Origin of the sequence: Sphingobacterium multivorum, assembly GCF_039511225.1 — a bacterium.
In the GTDB taxonomy this organism is placed as follows: Bacteria; Bacteroidota; Bacteroidia; order Sphingobacteriales; family Sphingobacteriaceae; genus Sphingobacterium.
This window is the reverse complement of the sequence record NZ_CP154261.1, coordinates 5,804,618-5,821,468: the sequence shown is the minus strand read 5'-3', so window position 1 is coordinate 5,821,468 and position 16,851 is coordinate 5,804,618. Positions and strand designations below refer to the sequence as shown.

At 39.5% G+C, this 16,851-nt stretch carries 17 protein-coding genes; 14 read left to right on the top strand and 3 right to left on the bottom strand.

What is annotated here, in order from left to right; all coding sequences use genetic code 11:
• Nucleotides 1–36 precede the first annotated feature (36 nt).
• Both AAH582_RS24275 and fabD read left to right on the top strand, forming a co-directional pair.
• A complete protein-coding gene (locus tag AAH582_RS24275) occupies nucleotides 37–1,266 on the top strand; it encodes a M16 family metallopeptidase (RefSeq protein ID WP_343322373.1) in 1,230 nt (409 codons plus the stop codon).
• A gap of 210 nt (nucleotides 1,267–1,476) precedes the next feature.
• Complete coding sequence (gene fabD, locus AAH582_RS24270) at nucleotides 1,477–2,367, top strand: ACP S-malonyltransferase (RefSeq protein WP_046673056.1); 891 nt, start codon at nucleotides 1,477–1,479, stop codon at nucleotides 2,365–2,367.
• Nucleotides 2,368–2,652: 285 nt separating this feature from the next.
• Here fabD and AAH582_RS24265 read toward each other — a convergent pair whose 3' ends face one another.
• Entirely contained in the window at nucleotides 2,653–3,384 is a 732-nt protein-coding gene (locus AAH582_RS24265) for an RDD family protein (protein WP_046673057.1), read from the bottom strand.
• A 115-nt stretch (nucleotides 3,385–3,499) separates the two neighbouring features.
• Between AAH582_RS24265 and AAH582_RS24260 the strand changes: the two genes are divergently transcribed.
• From AAH582_RS24260 to AAH582_RS24235, 6 genes are read left to right on the top strand one after another with little or no spacing between them, the layout of a single operon-like run.
• Nucleotides 3,500–4,462 carry a stage II sporulation protein M gene (locus AAH582_RS24260; RefSeq protein WP_046673153.1) on the top strand — a complete coding sequence of 321 codons (963 nt, stop codon included), beginning with the start codon at nucleotides 3,500–3,502 and terminating at the stop codon, nucleotides 4,460–4,462.
• A complete protein-coding gene (locus tag AAH582_RS24255) occupies nucleotides 4,453–5,364 on the top strand; it encodes a hypothetical protein (RefSeq protein WP_046673058.1) in 912 nt (303 codons plus the stop codon). Before AAH582_RS24260 ends, AAH582_RS24255 begins: the two co-directional genes overlap by 10 nt.
• A complete protein-coding gene (locus AAH582_RS24250) occupies nucleotides 5,357–6,232 on the top strand; it encodes a DUF4129 domain-containing protein (protein WP_343320812.1) in 876 nt (291 codons plus the stop codon). Before AAH582_RS24255 ends, AAH582_RS24250 begins: the two co-directional genes overlap by 8 nt.
• Nucleotides 6,229–7,422 (top strand): DUF4350 domain-containing protein, encoded by a 1,194-nt coding sequence (locus tag AAH582_RS24245; RefSeq protein WP_046673060.1) that lies wholly within the window; start codon nucleotides 6,229–6,231, stop codon nucleotides 7,420–7,422. Before AAH582_RS24250 ends, AAH582_RS24245 begins: the two co-directional genes overlap by 4 nt.
• Nucleotides 7,419–8,408 carry an AAA family ATPase gene (locus AAH582_RS24240; protein ID WP_201639975.1) on the top strand — a complete coding sequence of 330 codons (990 nt, stop codon included), beginning with the start codon at nucleotides 7,419–7,421 and terminating at the stop codon, nucleotides 8,406–8,408. Before AAH582_RS24245 ends, AAH582_RS24240 begins: the two co-directional genes overlap by 4 nt.
• A complete protein-coding gene (locus AAH582_RS24235; protein ID WP_343320811.1) occupies nucleotides 8,408–9,736 on the top strand; it encodes a DUF58 domain-containing protein in 1,329 nt (442 codons plus the stop codon). Before AAH582_RS24240 ends, AAH582_RS24235 begins: the two co-directional genes overlap by 1 nt.
• Here AAH582_RS24235 and AAH582_RS24230 read toward each other — a convergent pair.
• Nucleotides 9,729–10,133, bottom strand: a complete 405-nt coding sequence (locus AAH582_RS24230; protein ID WP_046673063.1) for a Dabb family protein — start codon at nucleotides 10,131–10,133, stop codon at nucleotides 9,729–9,731. The genes AAH582_RS24235 and AAH582_RS24230 overlap by 8 nt on opposite strands.
• Nucleotides 10,134–10,326: 193 nt before the next feature.
• Nucleotides 10,327–11,580: a methionine adenosyltransferase gene (gene metK / locus AAH582_RS24225; RefSeq protein WP_046673064.1), complete on the bottom strand. Its 1,254-nt coding sequence runs from the start codon at nucleotides 11,578–11,580 to the stop codon at nucleotides 10,327–10,329.
• A 304-nt stretch (nucleotides 11,581–11,884) separates the two neighbouring features.
• Between metK and AAH582_RS24220 the strand changes: the two genes are divergently transcribed.
• From AAH582_RS24220 to AAH582_RS24195, 6 genes are all read left to right on the top strand, one after another.
• Nucleotides 11,885–12,763 (top strand): diacylglycerol/lipid kinase family protein, encoded by an 879-nt coding sequence (locus AAH582_RS24220; protein ID WP_046673065.1) that lies wholly within the window; start codon nucleotides 11,885–11,887, stop codon nucleotides 12,761–12,763.
• Nucleotides 12,764–12,767: 4 nt separating this feature from the next.
• Nucleotides 12,768–13,118 carry a translation initiation factor gene (locus AAH582_RS24215; protein WP_046673066.1) on the top strand — a complete coding sequence of 117 codons (351 nt, stop codon included), beginning with the start codon at nucleotides 12,768–12,770 and terminating at the stop codon, nucleotides 13,116–13,118.
• A 433-nt stretch (nucleotides 13,119–13,551) separates the two neighbouring features.
• Nucleotides 13,552–14,376: a MotA/TolQ/ExbB proton channel family protein gene (locus tag AAH582_RS24210; RefSeq protein ID WP_046673067.1), complete on the top strand. Its 825-nt coding sequence runs from the start codon at nucleotides 13,552–13,554 to the stop codon at nucleotides 14,374–14,376.
• A gap of 101 nt (nucleotides 14,377–14,477) precedes the next feature.
• The gene (locus AAH582_RS24205; RefSeq protein WP_046673068.1) at nucleotides 14,478–15,140 is read left to right on the top strand and encodes an ExbD/TolR family protein; all 663 of its coding nucleotides are present in this window, start codon (nucleotides 14,478–14,480) and stop codon (nucleotides 15,138–15,140) included.
• Between the two features lie 24 nt (nucleotides 15,141–15,164).
• Nucleotides 15,165–15,722, top strand: a complete 558-nt coding sequence (locus tag AAH582_RS24200; RefSeq protein ID WP_046673069.1) for an ExbD/TolR family protein — start codon at nucleotides 15,165–15,167, stop codon at nucleotides 15,720–15,722.
• 32 nt (nucleotides 15,723–15,754) lie between these two features.
• Nucleotides 15,755–16,642: an energy transducer TonB gene (locus AAH582_RS24195; RefSeq protein WP_046673070.1), complete on the top strand. Its 888-nt coding sequence runs from the start codon at nucleotides 15,755–15,757 to the stop codon at nucleotides 16,640–16,642.
• Nucleotides 16,643–16,851: the final 209 nt, after the last annotated feature.

Sequence of the window (16,851 nt, the reverse complement as noted above, 5' to 3'; positions counted from 1 at the left end):
GATAAACTAAAAGAAGCTACAGCAAGTTTGTACTGCATGGAATACGAAATTATTAGACTTTCAAACGGAATACGCGTAGTATTTCAATATCAGAATTTACCGGTTACACATGTATGCATGGTAATCAACGCCGGGTCTCGGGATGAGACTGTGGGGAAGTTCGGTGTTGCCCATTTTATTGAGCATCTACTATTTAAGCGGACGGAAAGACGTTCTACACAGCAGATTATAAATCATTTGGAATCGGTTGGGGGAGATTTGAATGCCTATACAACGAAGGAATATACTTGCGTCCATGCGTCTATACTTCGTCCTTATTTAGATCGTGCATTAGATCTTTTTGAGGACATCTTTTTTCACTCCACTTTCCCCGAAACAGAATTGGATAAGGAGAAGTCTGTAATCGTAGATGAAATGGCTTCTTACTTGGATAGTCCCGAAGAGTCAATCGTTGACGATTTCGAAGACCTTATATTTCAGGGCTCCGGATTGGGACACAATATTCTGGGATTGGAGGATCAGCTCCTTGCATTACAAAAGAACGATATCGACGATTTTATGCGGGGAAATTACGATACCAATGAAATGGTTATCGGTATCACCGGCAATTATAGCCTCAAAGAGGTTGAGAAATTGCTGCACAAGATCTTTGGTGGGGTTCCAGCAAATAGAATTATGCGGATCAGAAATGATGTCAATCCGATTATTGAACAGCATATTGCTGTTGCAAAACCAATTAATCAGGTTCATTACATGCTTGGATCTTTGGCATATGGTTATCGTGATGAGCGTAAGACAGGGCTATTGCTTTTGAACAATATGCTTGGTGGCATGGGAATGGGGTCTATTCTGAATCTGTCTATTCGGGAGAAATATGGAATTGCCTACACGATAGAATCGAACTATACGATATTCTCGGATACAGGTTTGTTTAGTATCTACCTTGGTACAGATGAGGAAAAAGTGGAGAAGGCTAAAAAACTTGTCTTTAAAGAACTTGCTAAGATGTGTGAACAGCCACTTTCCGAGACGAAGATTAAGAAAGCAAAGCAAAAATTCATCGGACAAATTGCCCTAACAGAAGAGAACCGTATGAGCATGATTATATCAGCGGCAAAAAATGTGATGGACTATGATCGTGTTATCTTATTGGATGAAGTCATTGAAAAGATTCAGCACTTGACGAGTACAGAGTTGCTGGAAATAGCACAAGATGTATTTGATCCGAAGAAGATGTTGTCGCTTAGTTTTGTTCCCGAAGATTGAATTTAAGGCCCTACAATATTCCGTAAGAGGTAGTGGATCGATCGGCCAAGAATAGGAATAATAGCTGGCTGAAATGAATTTATATTGCATATAAAAAGCAATTTATCTAAGTTTGCGCTTAGGGGAATTCGTTCTCATCAACCATTGACTGCAAAAGGCAGATTCAATACCTATGGTAGCAGACAAATAAACGAATAAAAAATATAAGGGATGAAAACAGCATATGTATTTCCTGGTCAAGGAGCCCAATTTGTTGGAATGGGGCAGGACCTGTATAACTTAAATGATGAAACGAAAGCTTTGTTCGAACAGGCTAACGATATTTTAGGATTCCGTATTACGGATATTATGTTTTCCGGTACAGACGAGGAGTTGAAACAGACCAAAGTAACCCAACCGGCTATTTTCTTGCATTCGGTCATTTTGGCAAAAGCATTGGGAGAGTCTTTTCAACCGGATATGGTTGCAGGCCACTCATTGGGTGAGTTCTCAGCCTTGGTAGCAGCAGGAGCATTGAGCTTTGGAGATGGCTTGAAATTGGTTGCACAACGCGCCAATGCGATGCAAAAAGCATGTGAGCTTCAGCCTTCAACGATGGCTGCGATATTAGGTCTGGAAGATGCTATAGTGGAAGATATCTGTGCTAAAGTTGATGACGTTGTTGTGGCAGCGAATTATAACTGTCCCGGACAATTGGTGATTTCGGGATCTATTGAAGGGGTGGATAAAGCTTGTGCTTTATTGACCGAGGCTGGTGCTAAGCGCGCATTAAAGCTAAATGTGGGTGGAGCATTTCACTCACCATTGATGGAATCTGCCAAAGTGGAATTGCAAGCGGCTATAGAAGCTGTAGATATTTTGTCGCCTAGCTGTCCGATTTATCAAAATATCGATGCCAAACCACAGACAGATCCAGCGGTTATAAAACAAAATCTGATTGCGCAATTGACTGGCGCTGTACGATGGACGCAGACGGTACAAAATATGTTGGCCGATGGTGCAACAGCTTTTGTAGAAGTTGGCCCAGGCAATGTATTGCAAGGCTTAGTAAAGAAAGTCGACCGTCAGGTGCAGACTTCTGCGGCTTCAGTGACCGCGTAACATAATATTCAGTATAAAAAAGGAATTATTTTGCTGTGCCCTCAAAAAGTGTCCAACTTTTTGAGGGCATTTTTTATGAACGAAAAATCGGAATCACATTAAGAATTACCTGTAAAAATGGATAAGACATAGCGATCAATTTCGGAGATTACTCGGTGCTTCTTCGGTGCTTGTTCGGAGCTCGTTCGGTACTTCTTCGGTTGCAAGCGAAGAAACACCGAACAAGCTCCGATCGATATCCGTTTTTTAACCGAGAGAATGCAGAATCAACTAGGAGCGTAAAAACTATTTGTCCTTAAACATACTATAGTGATCTTTCATGACCTGCAGCACGAAGTCGTTGGGAGTCATTTTTTCAGGATGTTTGACTTCCATAACCGCTTCAAGACGTTGTACCAAAGCTGTTAAAATTCCTACATCTCTTCTGTCAAAAGCTGTTTGATAGATCTCTTTGACCGAATTGGCATCCTTGTCGCTCAATTTGATAACCTGCGGAAATAAAATTGGATGATTGTCAAAAGTCTCTTCGTAGATTGTGTCGCTCAATTTTAAAGTAGGTTTGAGGCTTATAACCGAAGTTTCCGCGGCAATATCTCCAATGCGTTGTCCATTTTTGGATAAAACGATCGAAGTAATGGCGACACCGCCCATCGTCATCCAAATATCTACGATAGATAGGCTCCATCTGGACAAGTATTGATAAAAGTTGGCCCGCGAACCGTCAAGTTTAACGACCTTTATTTTCATGATCTTCTTGCCTACTGTCTGACCGCCAAAGGCAGTTTCGGTAATCAATGTATAAAAAAACGCGGGCAACGTCAATGCCATCATAATACCATAAAAGAGATAAGGATCTCCGCTGGTGCTATTTATACTGTCCAATAGGAAAAAGCAAAAGAAATAATAACAGACTATAATAAAATAATCTATTGCAAAAGCGATCATTCTTGAACCAAGACTGGCAAGATTATATTCGATTTTTACATTTTGTGCTGTATTGATCTCAAGCTTATTCATATGTAAATTATTTGAATTTAATAGCAATATAGCATATCTGGGTCATTTTAGCTCCAATTTGTGCTTTTCAATGATGGATATTTCATATATTTGGTTGAGCCAGTTAAAAAAATTAATGAGAGAAGCATCCTTTGTAGAACGAAATAAAGAAAAATGGGCGTTAATTGAAAATAATTTATCAATTAATATGCAGGTTGATCCAGATGAACTGGCCTCAAATTATATTGAGCTCACCAATGATCTGGCTTATGCACAAACTTTTTACCCTGAAAGTAAGGTGAAGGCTTACCTGAATGAACTGGCTGTGACCGTACATCAGAAAATCTATAAAGATCAAAAAGCTTCCAATAATAAGTTTAAATCTTTTATCAATGAAGAGATACCGCAGGCAATCTGGTCAATCCGTAGACCTTTGTTGTACTCCTTCTTAATTTTTGTTTTGGCTTCAGTCATTGGTTTTGTATCGTCTGTATACGATATGGATTTTATTCGGCTTATTTTAGGTGACTACTATGTCGATTCGACGATAGAAAGTATAAAAGCAGGTGATCCTGCTGCGGTATATGGAAAAGGAAGCAACTTTGGATCAGCGATTTGGATTACGATTAATAATGTGCGGGTTGCTTTTATGGCCTTTGCTGCTGGACTATTTTTCAGTGTAGGGACAGGTTATGTGCTGTTTAGCAATGGTATTATGCTTGGTGCATTTCACCATATGTTTTTCCAGTATGGCGTTATGGGGAAAGCCATGTCGGCGATTTGGATTCATGGTACCATTGAAATCTCGGTAATTATTGTGGCAGGGGGATGTGGACTGGCCATCGGTAATAGCATTCTATTTCCCAAATCGTTTACACGTTTGACATCTTTTGTTCGTACTGCAAAGATTGCGATGAAAGTTTTAGTCAGCACGATTCCTTTTTTTATTATAGCCGGTACATTGGAAGGTTTTGTGACACGGTATTATAATGCGTCAATTTGGTTATGCTTATTGATCATCGTTTTGTCCGTACTGGCTATCCTTTATTTTTATGTTATTAATCCTTATCGACTAGCAAAACGATTTCAATGGAAATAGATTTTGAGTTTCAAAAAGAACGTAAGGTGGGAGACTTTATCCAAAGTTTCATAGATCTTTTTAAATTGATCTATAAGCACTTTGTTTCTACTATTTTTGGTTTATCTGCGGTTCCCCTAGCAGCGATTGCTTTAGTTTACTATTTTCTCTCTACAAAAATCACTTTTTCGGCCAATAGCGATTCTTTTGAGGATATTGATGCTTTTACTTGGGCTGGATTACTCATTTTGGCATTGATTGCTTTGGGATTGTACGTTTATGGTATTTCCATTGAGTATTTTATGCTACTCAAAGAACGTAAAAGCACAGCGTTTTCAGGATCGGAAGTATTCAGCAATTTCAGATCTAACCTCGGTAAATACTTTATGTTTTTGATTGCCATGATATTGGCTTTAATCGTTGTCTTTATCCCACTGGCAATCGTAGCGGCGATTTGTGCATTTATCCCTTTTATTGGAAGTTTTGCCATTGGTATATTGGGCTCGATGGTTGGGATATGGTTGTTTTGCTCTTTTCTATTTTATCGGGAAGGTTATTCGGATCTGGGAAGCTGTTTTACAGATGCCTATGTCATGTTGAGCAAAAAATTGATTCAATACGGTATCGCAACCTACATTGTGAACTTTATTTTTCAAATGGCTGTCATGATGATTTCCATTGTGCCGTTGGTTATCATGGGGCTTTTGTCATTCAACTTCCTTGGAATAGATGCCGCTTTCTTTGACTCATCCTGGGGAAAACTCCTGATGACATTTGGAGGCTTATTTATCACACTATTTACGCTATTTCTTTATATGTCCGGTGTTTTGGCCAATGGTATTATTTATGAAACAGCCAAGGATCTCAAATTTGGAGAACGTATTTATGGCATGATCGAAAAGATAGGAGGAAAAGATGAATAAACTCTTGTCTTTTTTCTGCATTGCCTGTTTGTCGGTTATGTATGCCTGTGATCCCAAGCCAAGGGACACGGACTCCAACAGCGGTAGGATTGATTCACTTAATGTGCAAATAGATTCTACTTTGGTGGGAGCAGATTCTCTCCGCATTGATTCTGCAGTAAAGGCACCCAATGGCCAACAGGAAAAAGACGAAATTGACCTGTGGGACCCAGCATTATTTGATTCGATCCCAAAATATACCGAAGAACGTTCGTTTAAAATGGATCCTTATCAGGATATTATCAAACGTTACGAGACGGACGAATTTGTTTATTCTGAAAATATTAAAGATCGGGTGGGCGTATTGCAACGCATCCTTGCCCGGCTCGCCGATTGGATCGGAAGTATCATGCCCGATAATCCTTATAAATTTCGGGAAGAATTTGGCTATGTATTTGCCTTCTTAGCTGTCATCGCATTAGCGTTTATTCTTTATAAAGTGCTCTACAACAGAAAACAATATTTTGTTAAGCATAGTGAAGAGGAGAGTGAACTGGACGTTTTAGCGTATGTGGAGCGAAACCTGATGAATAGTAACCTGGAACCTTATATTCAGGAGGCTATTGCCCAAAGGAATTATGCATTGGGTATCCGGTACTTACAGCTCTTGAATATTCAGAAACTAGCGCAATCCGATCATATCAAATGGAAGCTGAGCAAAACGAATGCTGAATTTACACAAGAGATTCAAAACGAGGAGCTCCGTCGCGGATTTGCGGAATGTACAAGAATATTTGATTATGTCTGGTTTGGCCAATTTGAATTAACAGAGGACAATTTTAATCAATATCAGCAATTGTTTCACCAATATCAAAAACAAATTAAATGAAGGGATCGGTAAAATTTGGATTGATATTATTGACTGTTGTGTTAGTGTTAATAGCCCTTATCGATGCAACAAGTAAGAAACCGATTATCTGGGATCGGACTTTTGATGCAAAAGATAAAAATCCTTTTGGCGCTTATGTGCTACGTCAAGAACTAAAGCATATCATTGATCAAAAGAACACAACGATTGAGCGACCATTGTATGAATATTTGGACAGTACAAAGAAAACCGACGCTAACTTATTTTTTTATACCTCCTATTTTTCGATGGGTGAAGCAGCGGAAGATAAATTACTGGATTATGTAAACCGGGGTGGGAAAGCAATGATTGTAGCCGAGGATATTGATCCTTACCTGTTGGATTCCCTCGGGTTGAAAACAGATAACTTCTATGGTTTTAAAAAAGGTGTGAATATAAAAAGCCAGCTGCGTGTGCGCTTGATGAACGATAACAATAAAATTCATTATAGTAAATCAGATCTTGGCGAAGTATTCAAAAAACTTCCTAAACATGCGACCATTTTGGGCGCGATTACCTATAAGGAATTTACGTTACCGAACTTCATAGCCGTTCAATTCGGTAAAGGGACATTCTATCTGCACCTGACTCCTGATTTATTTGGAAACTATTACTTGCTGAATTCCGCTTCGCAATATGCCTATGTTGCTAAGTCGTTATCTTATCTAAATGATAAGCCGATCGCTTGGTATGATTTTAAAGCGAATCTGGAGCAATATCGGACACCTTTGCGTGTATTGCTTATGAACGATGGTCTTAGGCAAGCTTGGTATGTTTTGTTGGCGGGGCTAGTCCTTTTGCTTGTGTTTCGAAGTAGACGTGAGCAACGGGCTGTGGCGGTCGTGAGCCCAGAACCGAATCTCTCGAAGGACTTTTGTGGAACCATTGCCACTTTATATTATGAAAATGGCGCACCAGGTAATATGGTCGCAAAAAAAATAGATTACTTCCTGCACGATCTTCGGATGCGGTTTCATTTGGACACGCTGATGTTGCGGGAAGAGGAGTTCAGTGAAGAACTGGCTGAGCGGGCTGGAGTTCCGCTCGTAGAGACACAGTCTTTAATCAGGCTGATTGTTCGTATGCAAGATGCTAAACAACATGATGTGGCTGATCTCAAATTGATTAATGATACAATAGAAGAGTTTAAACATAAAGCAAAAATGATATGAGTGACTTCGATAAATATATATCTTTTGAAAACCGAATAGATGTCTCGGTTTTATTCGATAAAATGGCGCAGGTAAAGTCGGAGGTGAAAAAAGTCATCGTTGGGCAGGATCAATTGATTGACATGCTCTTAATCTCGATCTTGGCCTCAGGGCATTCTTTGATCGAGGGCTTACCCGGGGTGGCGAAAACATTATCCGCAAAATTGATCGCCAAAACGATTCATAGTGAATTCAAGCGGATTCAATTTACACCGGATTTAATGCCCTCGGATGTAACCGGTTCGTCGATACTTGACTTGAAAAGTAATGAATTTGAATTTCGTAGAGGGCCTATTTTTGCAAATATTGTTTTAATCGATGAAATCAATCGTGCTCCGGCAAAGACGCAGGCAGCACTTTTTGAAAGCATGGCGGAGCAACAGGTGTCGGTAGATGGAACAACCTATCAATTGCCGGGGCCGTTTGTTGTTTTTGCGACGCAAAATCCCATCGAACACGAAGGTACTTATCGACTGCCGGAAGCTCAGCTCGACCGTTTCTTGTTTAAGATCAATGTGAACTATCCTGAACTTGAACAGGAATTGGAAATATTGAAGGAGCATCATGCTCAAAAAGCACAAAATAAAGAGGATCAGGTTCAGGCTGTAGTTTCGGCCACAGAAATTTTAGAATTCCAGAAATTGATCAAGTCTATTTTTGTTCACGAGGAGTTGCTAACTTACATTGCTCAAGTTATTATAAAAACACGAACGAATCCAAGTTTGACATTAGGTGCATCACCGCGGGCTTCTATTGCTTTGCTGGAATCAGCAAAGGCTTCAGCTGCGTTGACAGGCCGGGACTTTGTTACTCCTGAAGATATTCGGAGGGTAGCGTCCGCCGTGCTGGGCCACCGTGTCATGTTGACTCCAGAAAGGGAAATGGAAGGATTTACCACCGCCTATGTCATCGACCAAATCATTAATTCTGTAGAAATTCCTAGATAATGAAGAAACTAAAACAGCTCTTTCTAACAAATCAATTCTTCTACTCCCTATTGGGGGTGGCTACACTCTTTACATTTTCTTTTTTCATCAAAGGATTGTTGATTGTGGCCTGGATTGTCTTTTGGATCTGGTTGGCTGTTTTGGCTTTTGATTTTATTGTCTTATTCTCAGGAAAGGGTAAAATTGAAATCACACGGATATATCCTGAAAAATTATCCAACGGAGATGAAAACCCGATGAAGCTTATGGTGAGCTCTTTTTATCCATTTGCAACAAAAGTGGATATTTTGGAGGAGTTCCCGGTACAGCTTCAAATTCGGGACAAGGATTTTGAAGCCACTTTACCCGCCTTTCAGCGCTCAGAAATTTCGTTTTCCTTGCGGCCCACACAAAGGGGAATTTATCAGTTTGGTCGTTGTATGGCTTTGGTTAAGCGTTTCGGATTTTTCAAAAGAAGGTTTGTTACGAATCAGGAACAGGAAATCCCCTGTTATCCATCCTATATTCAGCTTAGAAAATATCAACTGCTTGCAACGAGTAACAGGTTAAATGAACTGGGTATAAAGCGTATTCGACGCATTGGTTCAGCCATGGAATTTGACCATGTTAGAGAGTATGTGCAGGGGGACGATTATAGGCATATGAACTGGAAGGCGTCCGCAAAAGTAAAGAAGCTGATGGTCAATCAATACGAAGAAGAGAAGTCTCAGCCGATCTATTCATTTATTGATTTGGGCCGGGCAATGCGTATGCCATTCAACGGTCTTACCTTATTGGATTATTCCATTAATGCTGCACTTGTTCTTTCCAATGCGACCATCTTAAAGCAGGACCGAGCCGGATTATTAACCTTTTCAAAAGATATCAATGCATTTATAGCGGCAGAAAAGAGGAATAATCAAATGCATAAAATTTCGGAAGCACTATATCAGGTGTCGACCAAATTTGAGGAGTCTGAATTTGGAAGATTATATAGTTATGCCAATGCACATATTAACAAGCGGTCGCTTATTTTTGTCTATACCAATTTTGAGACCTTAGACTCCTTAAAACGTCAGATAAATTATCTGTCGATGTTGAATAGGAGCCACATCATCGTCATCGTTGTTTTTAAAAATGTGGAAATTGAAGAGTTAGCCAAGAGTGCCCCCAAAAAAACCATTGATATTTACAACCAGGTCATTGCTGAAAAGTTTATCTATGAAAAACAGCTTATTGTACAAGAACTGATTCGCAACGGCTTTCAGACTATCTATACAGCGCCCGAAAATCTGACCATCAACTCCATCAATAAATATTTGGAAATTAAGGCACGGGGCCTTATTTAATGATGGAAGTATCTTTCACCATGACTTTTGTCCAGTGATGCTGATATTTTTCGATCGCTTTTAAATGAATCGGATGTGTCTCGTAGCGGGTAATATCTTGAAGGTTTTTGAAAGTGACGATCAACGTATAGTCAAAGCTGTTGTCTACGACAGGTCGCGGGTTTGTATGGGCTGGAATTCCATAGTTAAGTGTTTTGATGACGTCGATTTTACGCAGTTCCTCAAAAAATCCAACAAAATTCTTTTTTTCTTTTTCACTGAGATCTTCTTTTAGCCAAAAATTCACAACGTGGACAATGGTGGTTGGTTGGATATCCTCATCCGATTGAACATTATTTGCCCATGTTGGGGCAGTTACGAGCACCATTGGTGCCAGAAGAAAATTGCGTCTTTTCATGATTGAAACGGTTTAGAACTTTTAAGATACAAAACCTGCGTGATTTTACCAATAGCCTGGGTATAAAAGTCGGTTCAAACTGTTTAAGAATAGAGTGCTGAGAAGGCGCTGTGAAGGGAGGGTATAAAGTTGTATAAAAAAGGGACTATCCAAACTTGGACAGCCCCATTCTATTTTGATGGACGTCTGGCCCTTATAAACCAAACTCTTCTTTTACTTTGTCGATATAATCCAGTTTTTCCCAAGTGAACAGTTCAACTTCGACTTGCTTTTTCTCGCCTGTCGAGCTTTCGAACTCCTTGGTTACTTTTCTTGGTGTTCTTCCCATGTGTCCATAGGCTGCAGTTTCTGAATAAATTGGATTTCTCAGCCCCAAACGGGTTTCAATTCCATATGGCGTCATGTCAAATAAGTGGGCTATTTTTTCCGCAATCTGGCCATCAGTCAGGTTGACTTTGCTCGTGCCGTAGGTATTTACATAGATTCCCATTGGATCTTTTACGCCAATTGCATAGGAAATCTGTACGAGAATTTCATCTGCAACACCCGCTGCCACTAAGTTTTTGGCGATATGACGGGTTGCATAAGCTGCAGAACGGTCTACCTTTGATGGATCTTTTCCTGAGAAAGCACCACCACCATGTGCACCTCGGCCGCCGTAGGTATCGACAATGATCTTACGACCGGTAAGACCGGTGTCTCCATGAGGTCCGCCGATAACAAACTTTCCGGTTGGATTGATGTGAAACTTAATTTCATCGTTAAATAACAACTGAAGTTCGGGTTTCAATTGTGCTTTAACACGTGGAATTAAGATTGTTTTGATGTCATGTGTGATTTTATCCAACATGGCTTGTTCGGTGTCAAAGTCGTCATGTTGCGTAGAGATGACGATGGCGTCAATTCTTTTTGGTTTGTGATCGTCGCTATACTCCAGGGTAACTTGAGATTTTGCATCGGGGCGCAAATATTTAATTTCGTTATTTTCGCGACGCAGCTCGGCCAATTCATAAAGTAAGCGATGCGAAAGGTCCAATGCCAAAGGCATAAAATTTTCGGTTTCGTTATTGGCATAACCGAACATGATACCTTGGTCACCCGCACCCTGCTCCTGTCTTGTCTTGCGGTCTACTCCTTGATTAATATCAGCAGATTGCTCGTGAATCGCCGAAAGGACACCACATGAGTTCGCCTCGAACATATACTCAGATTTGGTATAGCCAATCTTTTGGATTACCGAACGGGCTATTTTTTGAACATCGAGGTATATGTTTGATTTAACTTCCCCAGCAAGGACAACCTGCCCAGTTGTTACCAGCGTTTCAATAGCGACGCGCGAATCTTCGTCCCAAGCTAAAAAATTGTCTATTAATGCATCTGAAATTTGATCCGCAATTTTGTCTGGATGCCCTTCAGAAACAGATTCTGACGTAAATAAATAAGCCATGCTTTACGTAATTTTTAATATTGGATTTGCGCTAGAATGAAATAACAGCAAAGTGATAAGAGCCGTGACAGCGAAGGGTTTTTAGCACTTTTTTACTGTGGTTGCAATCTCCTTGTCGTTGCCTTGTAACGCAACAGCACGCAAATCAGTCCACATTCTATTTTTTGTGCGACAAAGCTACAATACTTTAGGGAGTATTTAAAATCAAATTTATATTTTAACTTTTAAAAGCATGTGAAAACGTGCCGACAGGTATAAAGATTACATTATTTTAAGAAATTGGTAATTTCCGCTATCTTTGGATATGTCAGAACGTAAACAAATATTGTTTGTTATTAATCCTATTTCAGGGGGGAAAAATAAAACTTCTTTTAAAAAGCAAGTGCTCGATGTGCTTGATCTTCAGAAATTTGACCCCACTTTTCAACAGACCGCAAGACCCAACCATGCTTACGAAATTGGTTTGAAAGCCATTGAGGAAGGCTATGATGCTGTCATAGCGGTCGGCGGTGATGGTACGATCAATGAATTGGGCTCTGCTTTGGTTGGATCGGGCATTCCGTTGGGTATTATTCCTGAGGGCTCTGGTAATGGCCTAGCACTTTATTTGGGAGTTCCCATGAATGAGGCTGCCGCTATCCGCCGGATTAATCGTTTTGAATCGATTGAGGTTGATTGTGGTATTATTAATAATAGAAGGTTTTTTAATATAGCTGGTTTGGGCTTTGATGCATCCGTGAGTGAAAATTTTGCCAATGAAAATATTCGTGGACCTCTGGGGTATATGAAGTCAGTTTTTAATGTGCTCAGTAAATACCAGCCGGCGCACTATAAATTGACTATTGATGGAAAGGTATACGAACGACAAGCCTTTATGATCAGTGTGGCAAATTCACCACAGTATGGGAATAATGCCTATATCGCGCCACAAGCCTCCGTTAACGATGGTATTTTGGATGTCTGTATCGTACACAAATTTCCACTTTATATTTTGCCCAAGATGATTTTTCATCTTTTTAATAAATCGGCAGATCAATCCAGCTATGTTGAGATTATTCCAGGGAAGAACATACAGATCGAAGTCGATCAGGTGTCACCGGTCCACGTAGACGGTGAACCCATCGAACTTGGCGATAAACTGGATATTTCCATTATGCCAAAAGCATTAAAGATAATTTGTTAAGATCATGAGTAAAAATAAAAAACAGTCCTACGAGGGCGTTGTATATTCGACAGATGACAGCTTCAGTTATCAGCTGGCTGATTTTTTTCAGGAAGCAGATACTTTACCTGTAAATCAGCAAAATTTAAAAGTGCAGCTTGACCGGAAAATGCGAAAAGGGAAAGTTGTTACGTTAGTAACGGGATTTGTTGGGAAAGAGGAAGACTTGGAAAGTTTAGGTAAATTGTTGAAAACGAAGTGCGGAGTTGGCGGAACCGTGAAGGACGGCGAGGTCATCATTCAAGGCGAGTTTAAACAAAAGATCTATGATTTGTTACTTAAAGAGGGGTATCGCGTGAAATTAGTTGGTGGTTAAACAAGTATATCAGGGATAATTGTGGTAAATCTAACGAGTTGTTTATTAGGGAAATATACCTTTAATGACGCGCGTTTGATTGTTTCAAAACATGAGTAATCACTTACTTTTTGTCGTTTAAAATCCTTGATTTTCTTGCATATCAAAAAAAAAATGGCTTTCATTGTAAAATAATTATTGCGAATAAGCGATTTAGCATAGAGTAATAATGATTATATAACGGGAACTGCTGAGAAAAATAACACGGATTAATGGTGTGTTCAGTTTGAAAAAACAAATTTGATTTTTTTTATGTATTTAAGAGGAATATTTTAAATTTGACATTAAATATTAAATTTGCTTTGCAAAATTGATTTCAAAAGCGACTAAGAGTGCATATAATTTAAACAACATTATATATTTAAACAACAGTAAAAAACTAAAAATTAGAAAAATGGCAAACGCACCTAAAACTGCTGCAAAACAAGAGAGCAACAACGGAGGATCTTTCTTTGCTCAAGCTGCAATCATCATCTGTTTCATCGTGGGTTTCTGTGTATGGAAATTTGTGATGGGTAATCCAACTAACTTCGTTGACAACAATCCTGAAAATGCTCCAAATCCAGGTAACTACTTAGGAATGGTTTACCATGCTGGGGCTATCGTACCTGTTTTGCTTGGTTTATTCTTAATGGTATGGGTTTTCTCAGTAGAACGTTTAATCGTTATTAACAAAGCATCTGGTACAGGAAATGTTGGAAACTTTGTGAGAAAAATCCAAACTTTGATTAATGGTGGAAACATCGACACAGCAATCGCTGAGTGTGACAAACAAAAAGGTTCAGTAGCAAACGTAGTTAAAGCTGGTTTATTGAAATACAAAGCAGTATCAGTAGATCCTAACGTTGACACTGAAAAAGCTACTATCGCAATTCAAAAAGAAATCGAAGAAACTACAGCATTAGAAATGCCAATGTTAGAGAAAAACTTGAACGTTATCGCTACATTAGTTTCTATCGGTACATTATGTGGTCTATTAGGTACAGTAACAGGTATGATCAAAGCGTTCTCGGCATTGGCTACAGGTGGTGCTCCAGATTCAGCTAAATTGGCAAACGGTATCTCTGAGGCCTTGATCAATACAGCAACTGGTATCGCGACTTCAACATTCGCTATTGTATTGTATAACATCTTTACTGCAAAAATCGATAAATTAACTTACTCTATCGACGAAGCTGGTTTCTCAATCGTACAAACATACGCTGCAAACCACAAATAAGAACTATGATGAAAGTTTTTGATTTTATTTTATGGAAATCAAAAATCAAAAGCATCATAGGATAGAAGATTGAGTTTTTAATTTAAAAGGAAGAATTTAAAATGGGTAAAGCAAAAGTAAAAAGAGCCAGTACGTCGATCGACATGACAGCGATGTGTGACGTATCGTTCTTACTGCTTACGTTCTTCGTCTTAACGGCGACAGCGCGCCAACCGGAAGCATTGACGGTGGATACCCCAGCATCGACTACGAAAGATAAGTTACCTGATTCAAATGTAGGTATGATCACAATAGGCGATCAAGGTAAAGTTTTCTTCGGTACGACTGATCAACAGGTTCGCGTAAAAGCATTGGAAAGAATGTCAGCAAAGTATGGCGTTGGCTTTTCACAAGAAGATTATGATCGTTTCAAATTGATGGAAAACTTCGGTGTACCAATGTCTAAGTTAAAAGCATTGTTGGCTTTGGATGGAAGTAAGCGTACAGAAAAAGGTGTGCAAACTGGTATCCCAATTGATAGTACAGAAAATACTTCAAATGAGTTGTATTACTGGGTTCAAAATACCCGTCTAGCAGCTGAGGAAGTAAATAAAGAAAAAGAGGCCGCCGATAAAAATTTCGTGCACCCTGGACCTTTAAAAATGGCTATCAAAGCAGATGCGAATGAAAAATATCCTTCGGTTAATTTAGTTATTGAAACATTGCGTAATCAAAAGCAAAACAAATTTAGTTTCATAACAGGCATGCGTGCTGAGGAGAAATAATTGACGATTTAATAAGAACAAACAATGGCAGAATTAAATCAGGATAGTGGTAAAAAAGGCAAAGGCGGGAAAGTAAGATCCAAGAAGAATGGTGGTAAGGTTGACCTTACAGCCATGGTGGATTTGGCTTTCTTGTTGATCACCTTCTTCATGTTGACCACGTCCTTAAATAAACCGCAGGCAATGGATGTGGCTATGCCAGACAAAAATAAAATTAAGGAGCAACAAAACGATGAATTGCTTACAGCAGATAATCGTTCCCTGACAATTTTATTGGGTTCTGACAATAAGGTCTCTTGGGTATATGGTCAAGTAGCTCGTCCGATCGAAGGTCCAACTGTTGCTGGTTACGGTGCAGATGGGATTCGTAAGGTCTTGATGGAAAAAAAGGCTTATGTACCTCGCGTATCAGGCGGTAAAGACATGATTGTAATCATTCGTCCTAGTGATAAATGTACGCAACGTAATCTTGTTGATATTCTTGATGAGATGAAAATTGTAGACGTAAAACGCTATATGATCGGAAAGATTACACCAGAGGAAGTGGAAGTGTTAAAACGTGACAATATCTATAATGATTAGTTATTAGATTGACACAAAAAACTAAAATAAAAATGATAGGGTCAAAATTAGATATTTTTAAAAAAGAATGGCTTGATGTCGTTTTTCAAGGCCGTAACAAGGAATATGGAGCTTACGAGCTTCGTAAACTTGCGCCTAAAGCGACTAATAGAGGTCTACTCGTCGTTATCGGCTTCGTAGTGCTAGCAAGTCTTCTTCGTCTTTTCGGAGATAAAATTTTTCCGAAAAAGGCAGTTGAAGCACCTCCAGCAGTAACCGAGGTTACTTTGGAAGACCTTGAAGAAATCAAACCACCAGAGCCACCAGAAGAGGAGCCGCTTCCGCAAGAACCGGAAGAAAAACCTCAGCAAGTAGCTATGGATGTGCCAAAAGAGGATTTGGTTCGTTTCCCTGAACCTAAAGTAGCTCCTGCAAACAAAGTTGTGGAAGAAGTTGCTTCTCAGGAAGAGTTGAAGGATCCAAATAAAACGCCAGCACGTATTACTTTGAAAGGTAGCCCGACTGGTACTTCCGTTGCACGTGGTGAGTTTGGCTCGAAGAAACAAGATGGCGCGATCACGGGTGCTGCAAAAGGAGATCCAAATGGTAATGGAGATGAAATTCTTCCATTTAATGCCATCGAGGTTCAACCAACGCCTGTAGGCGGTATGCAAGCATTTATGTCTTGGATTGCTTCAAACTATGAGTATCCGGCTGCAGCAACTGAAAATGGTGTAAATGGTGTCGTTGAAGTATCCTTCGTTGTAGAAAAAGATGGTAGCTTGACAGACATCAATATCAAACGCGATTTGAAATATGGTACTGGAGATGCAGCTGTAAGGTTGCTTAAAAAAGCGAAGAAATGGAAACCTGGTATTCAAAATGGTCGTCCAGTTCGCGTAGCGTACACTTTACCAATTCGATTGAACCTTCAAAATTAGAATGACAAATTTTAATTCGAATAATAGTTCAAATTATAGACAGAAATCGCCTCTGAAGCGGTTTCTGTCTATTTTAGGACTTTTTATGTTTGGCTTTTACTTTGTTTTGGGCCTATTGATTATATTCTGGGATAATTTCCCCATTGAGATTAATCCAACTTACAAAACAATTTTTGGTGTCGTATTGATTCTGTATTCGTTTATGCGGT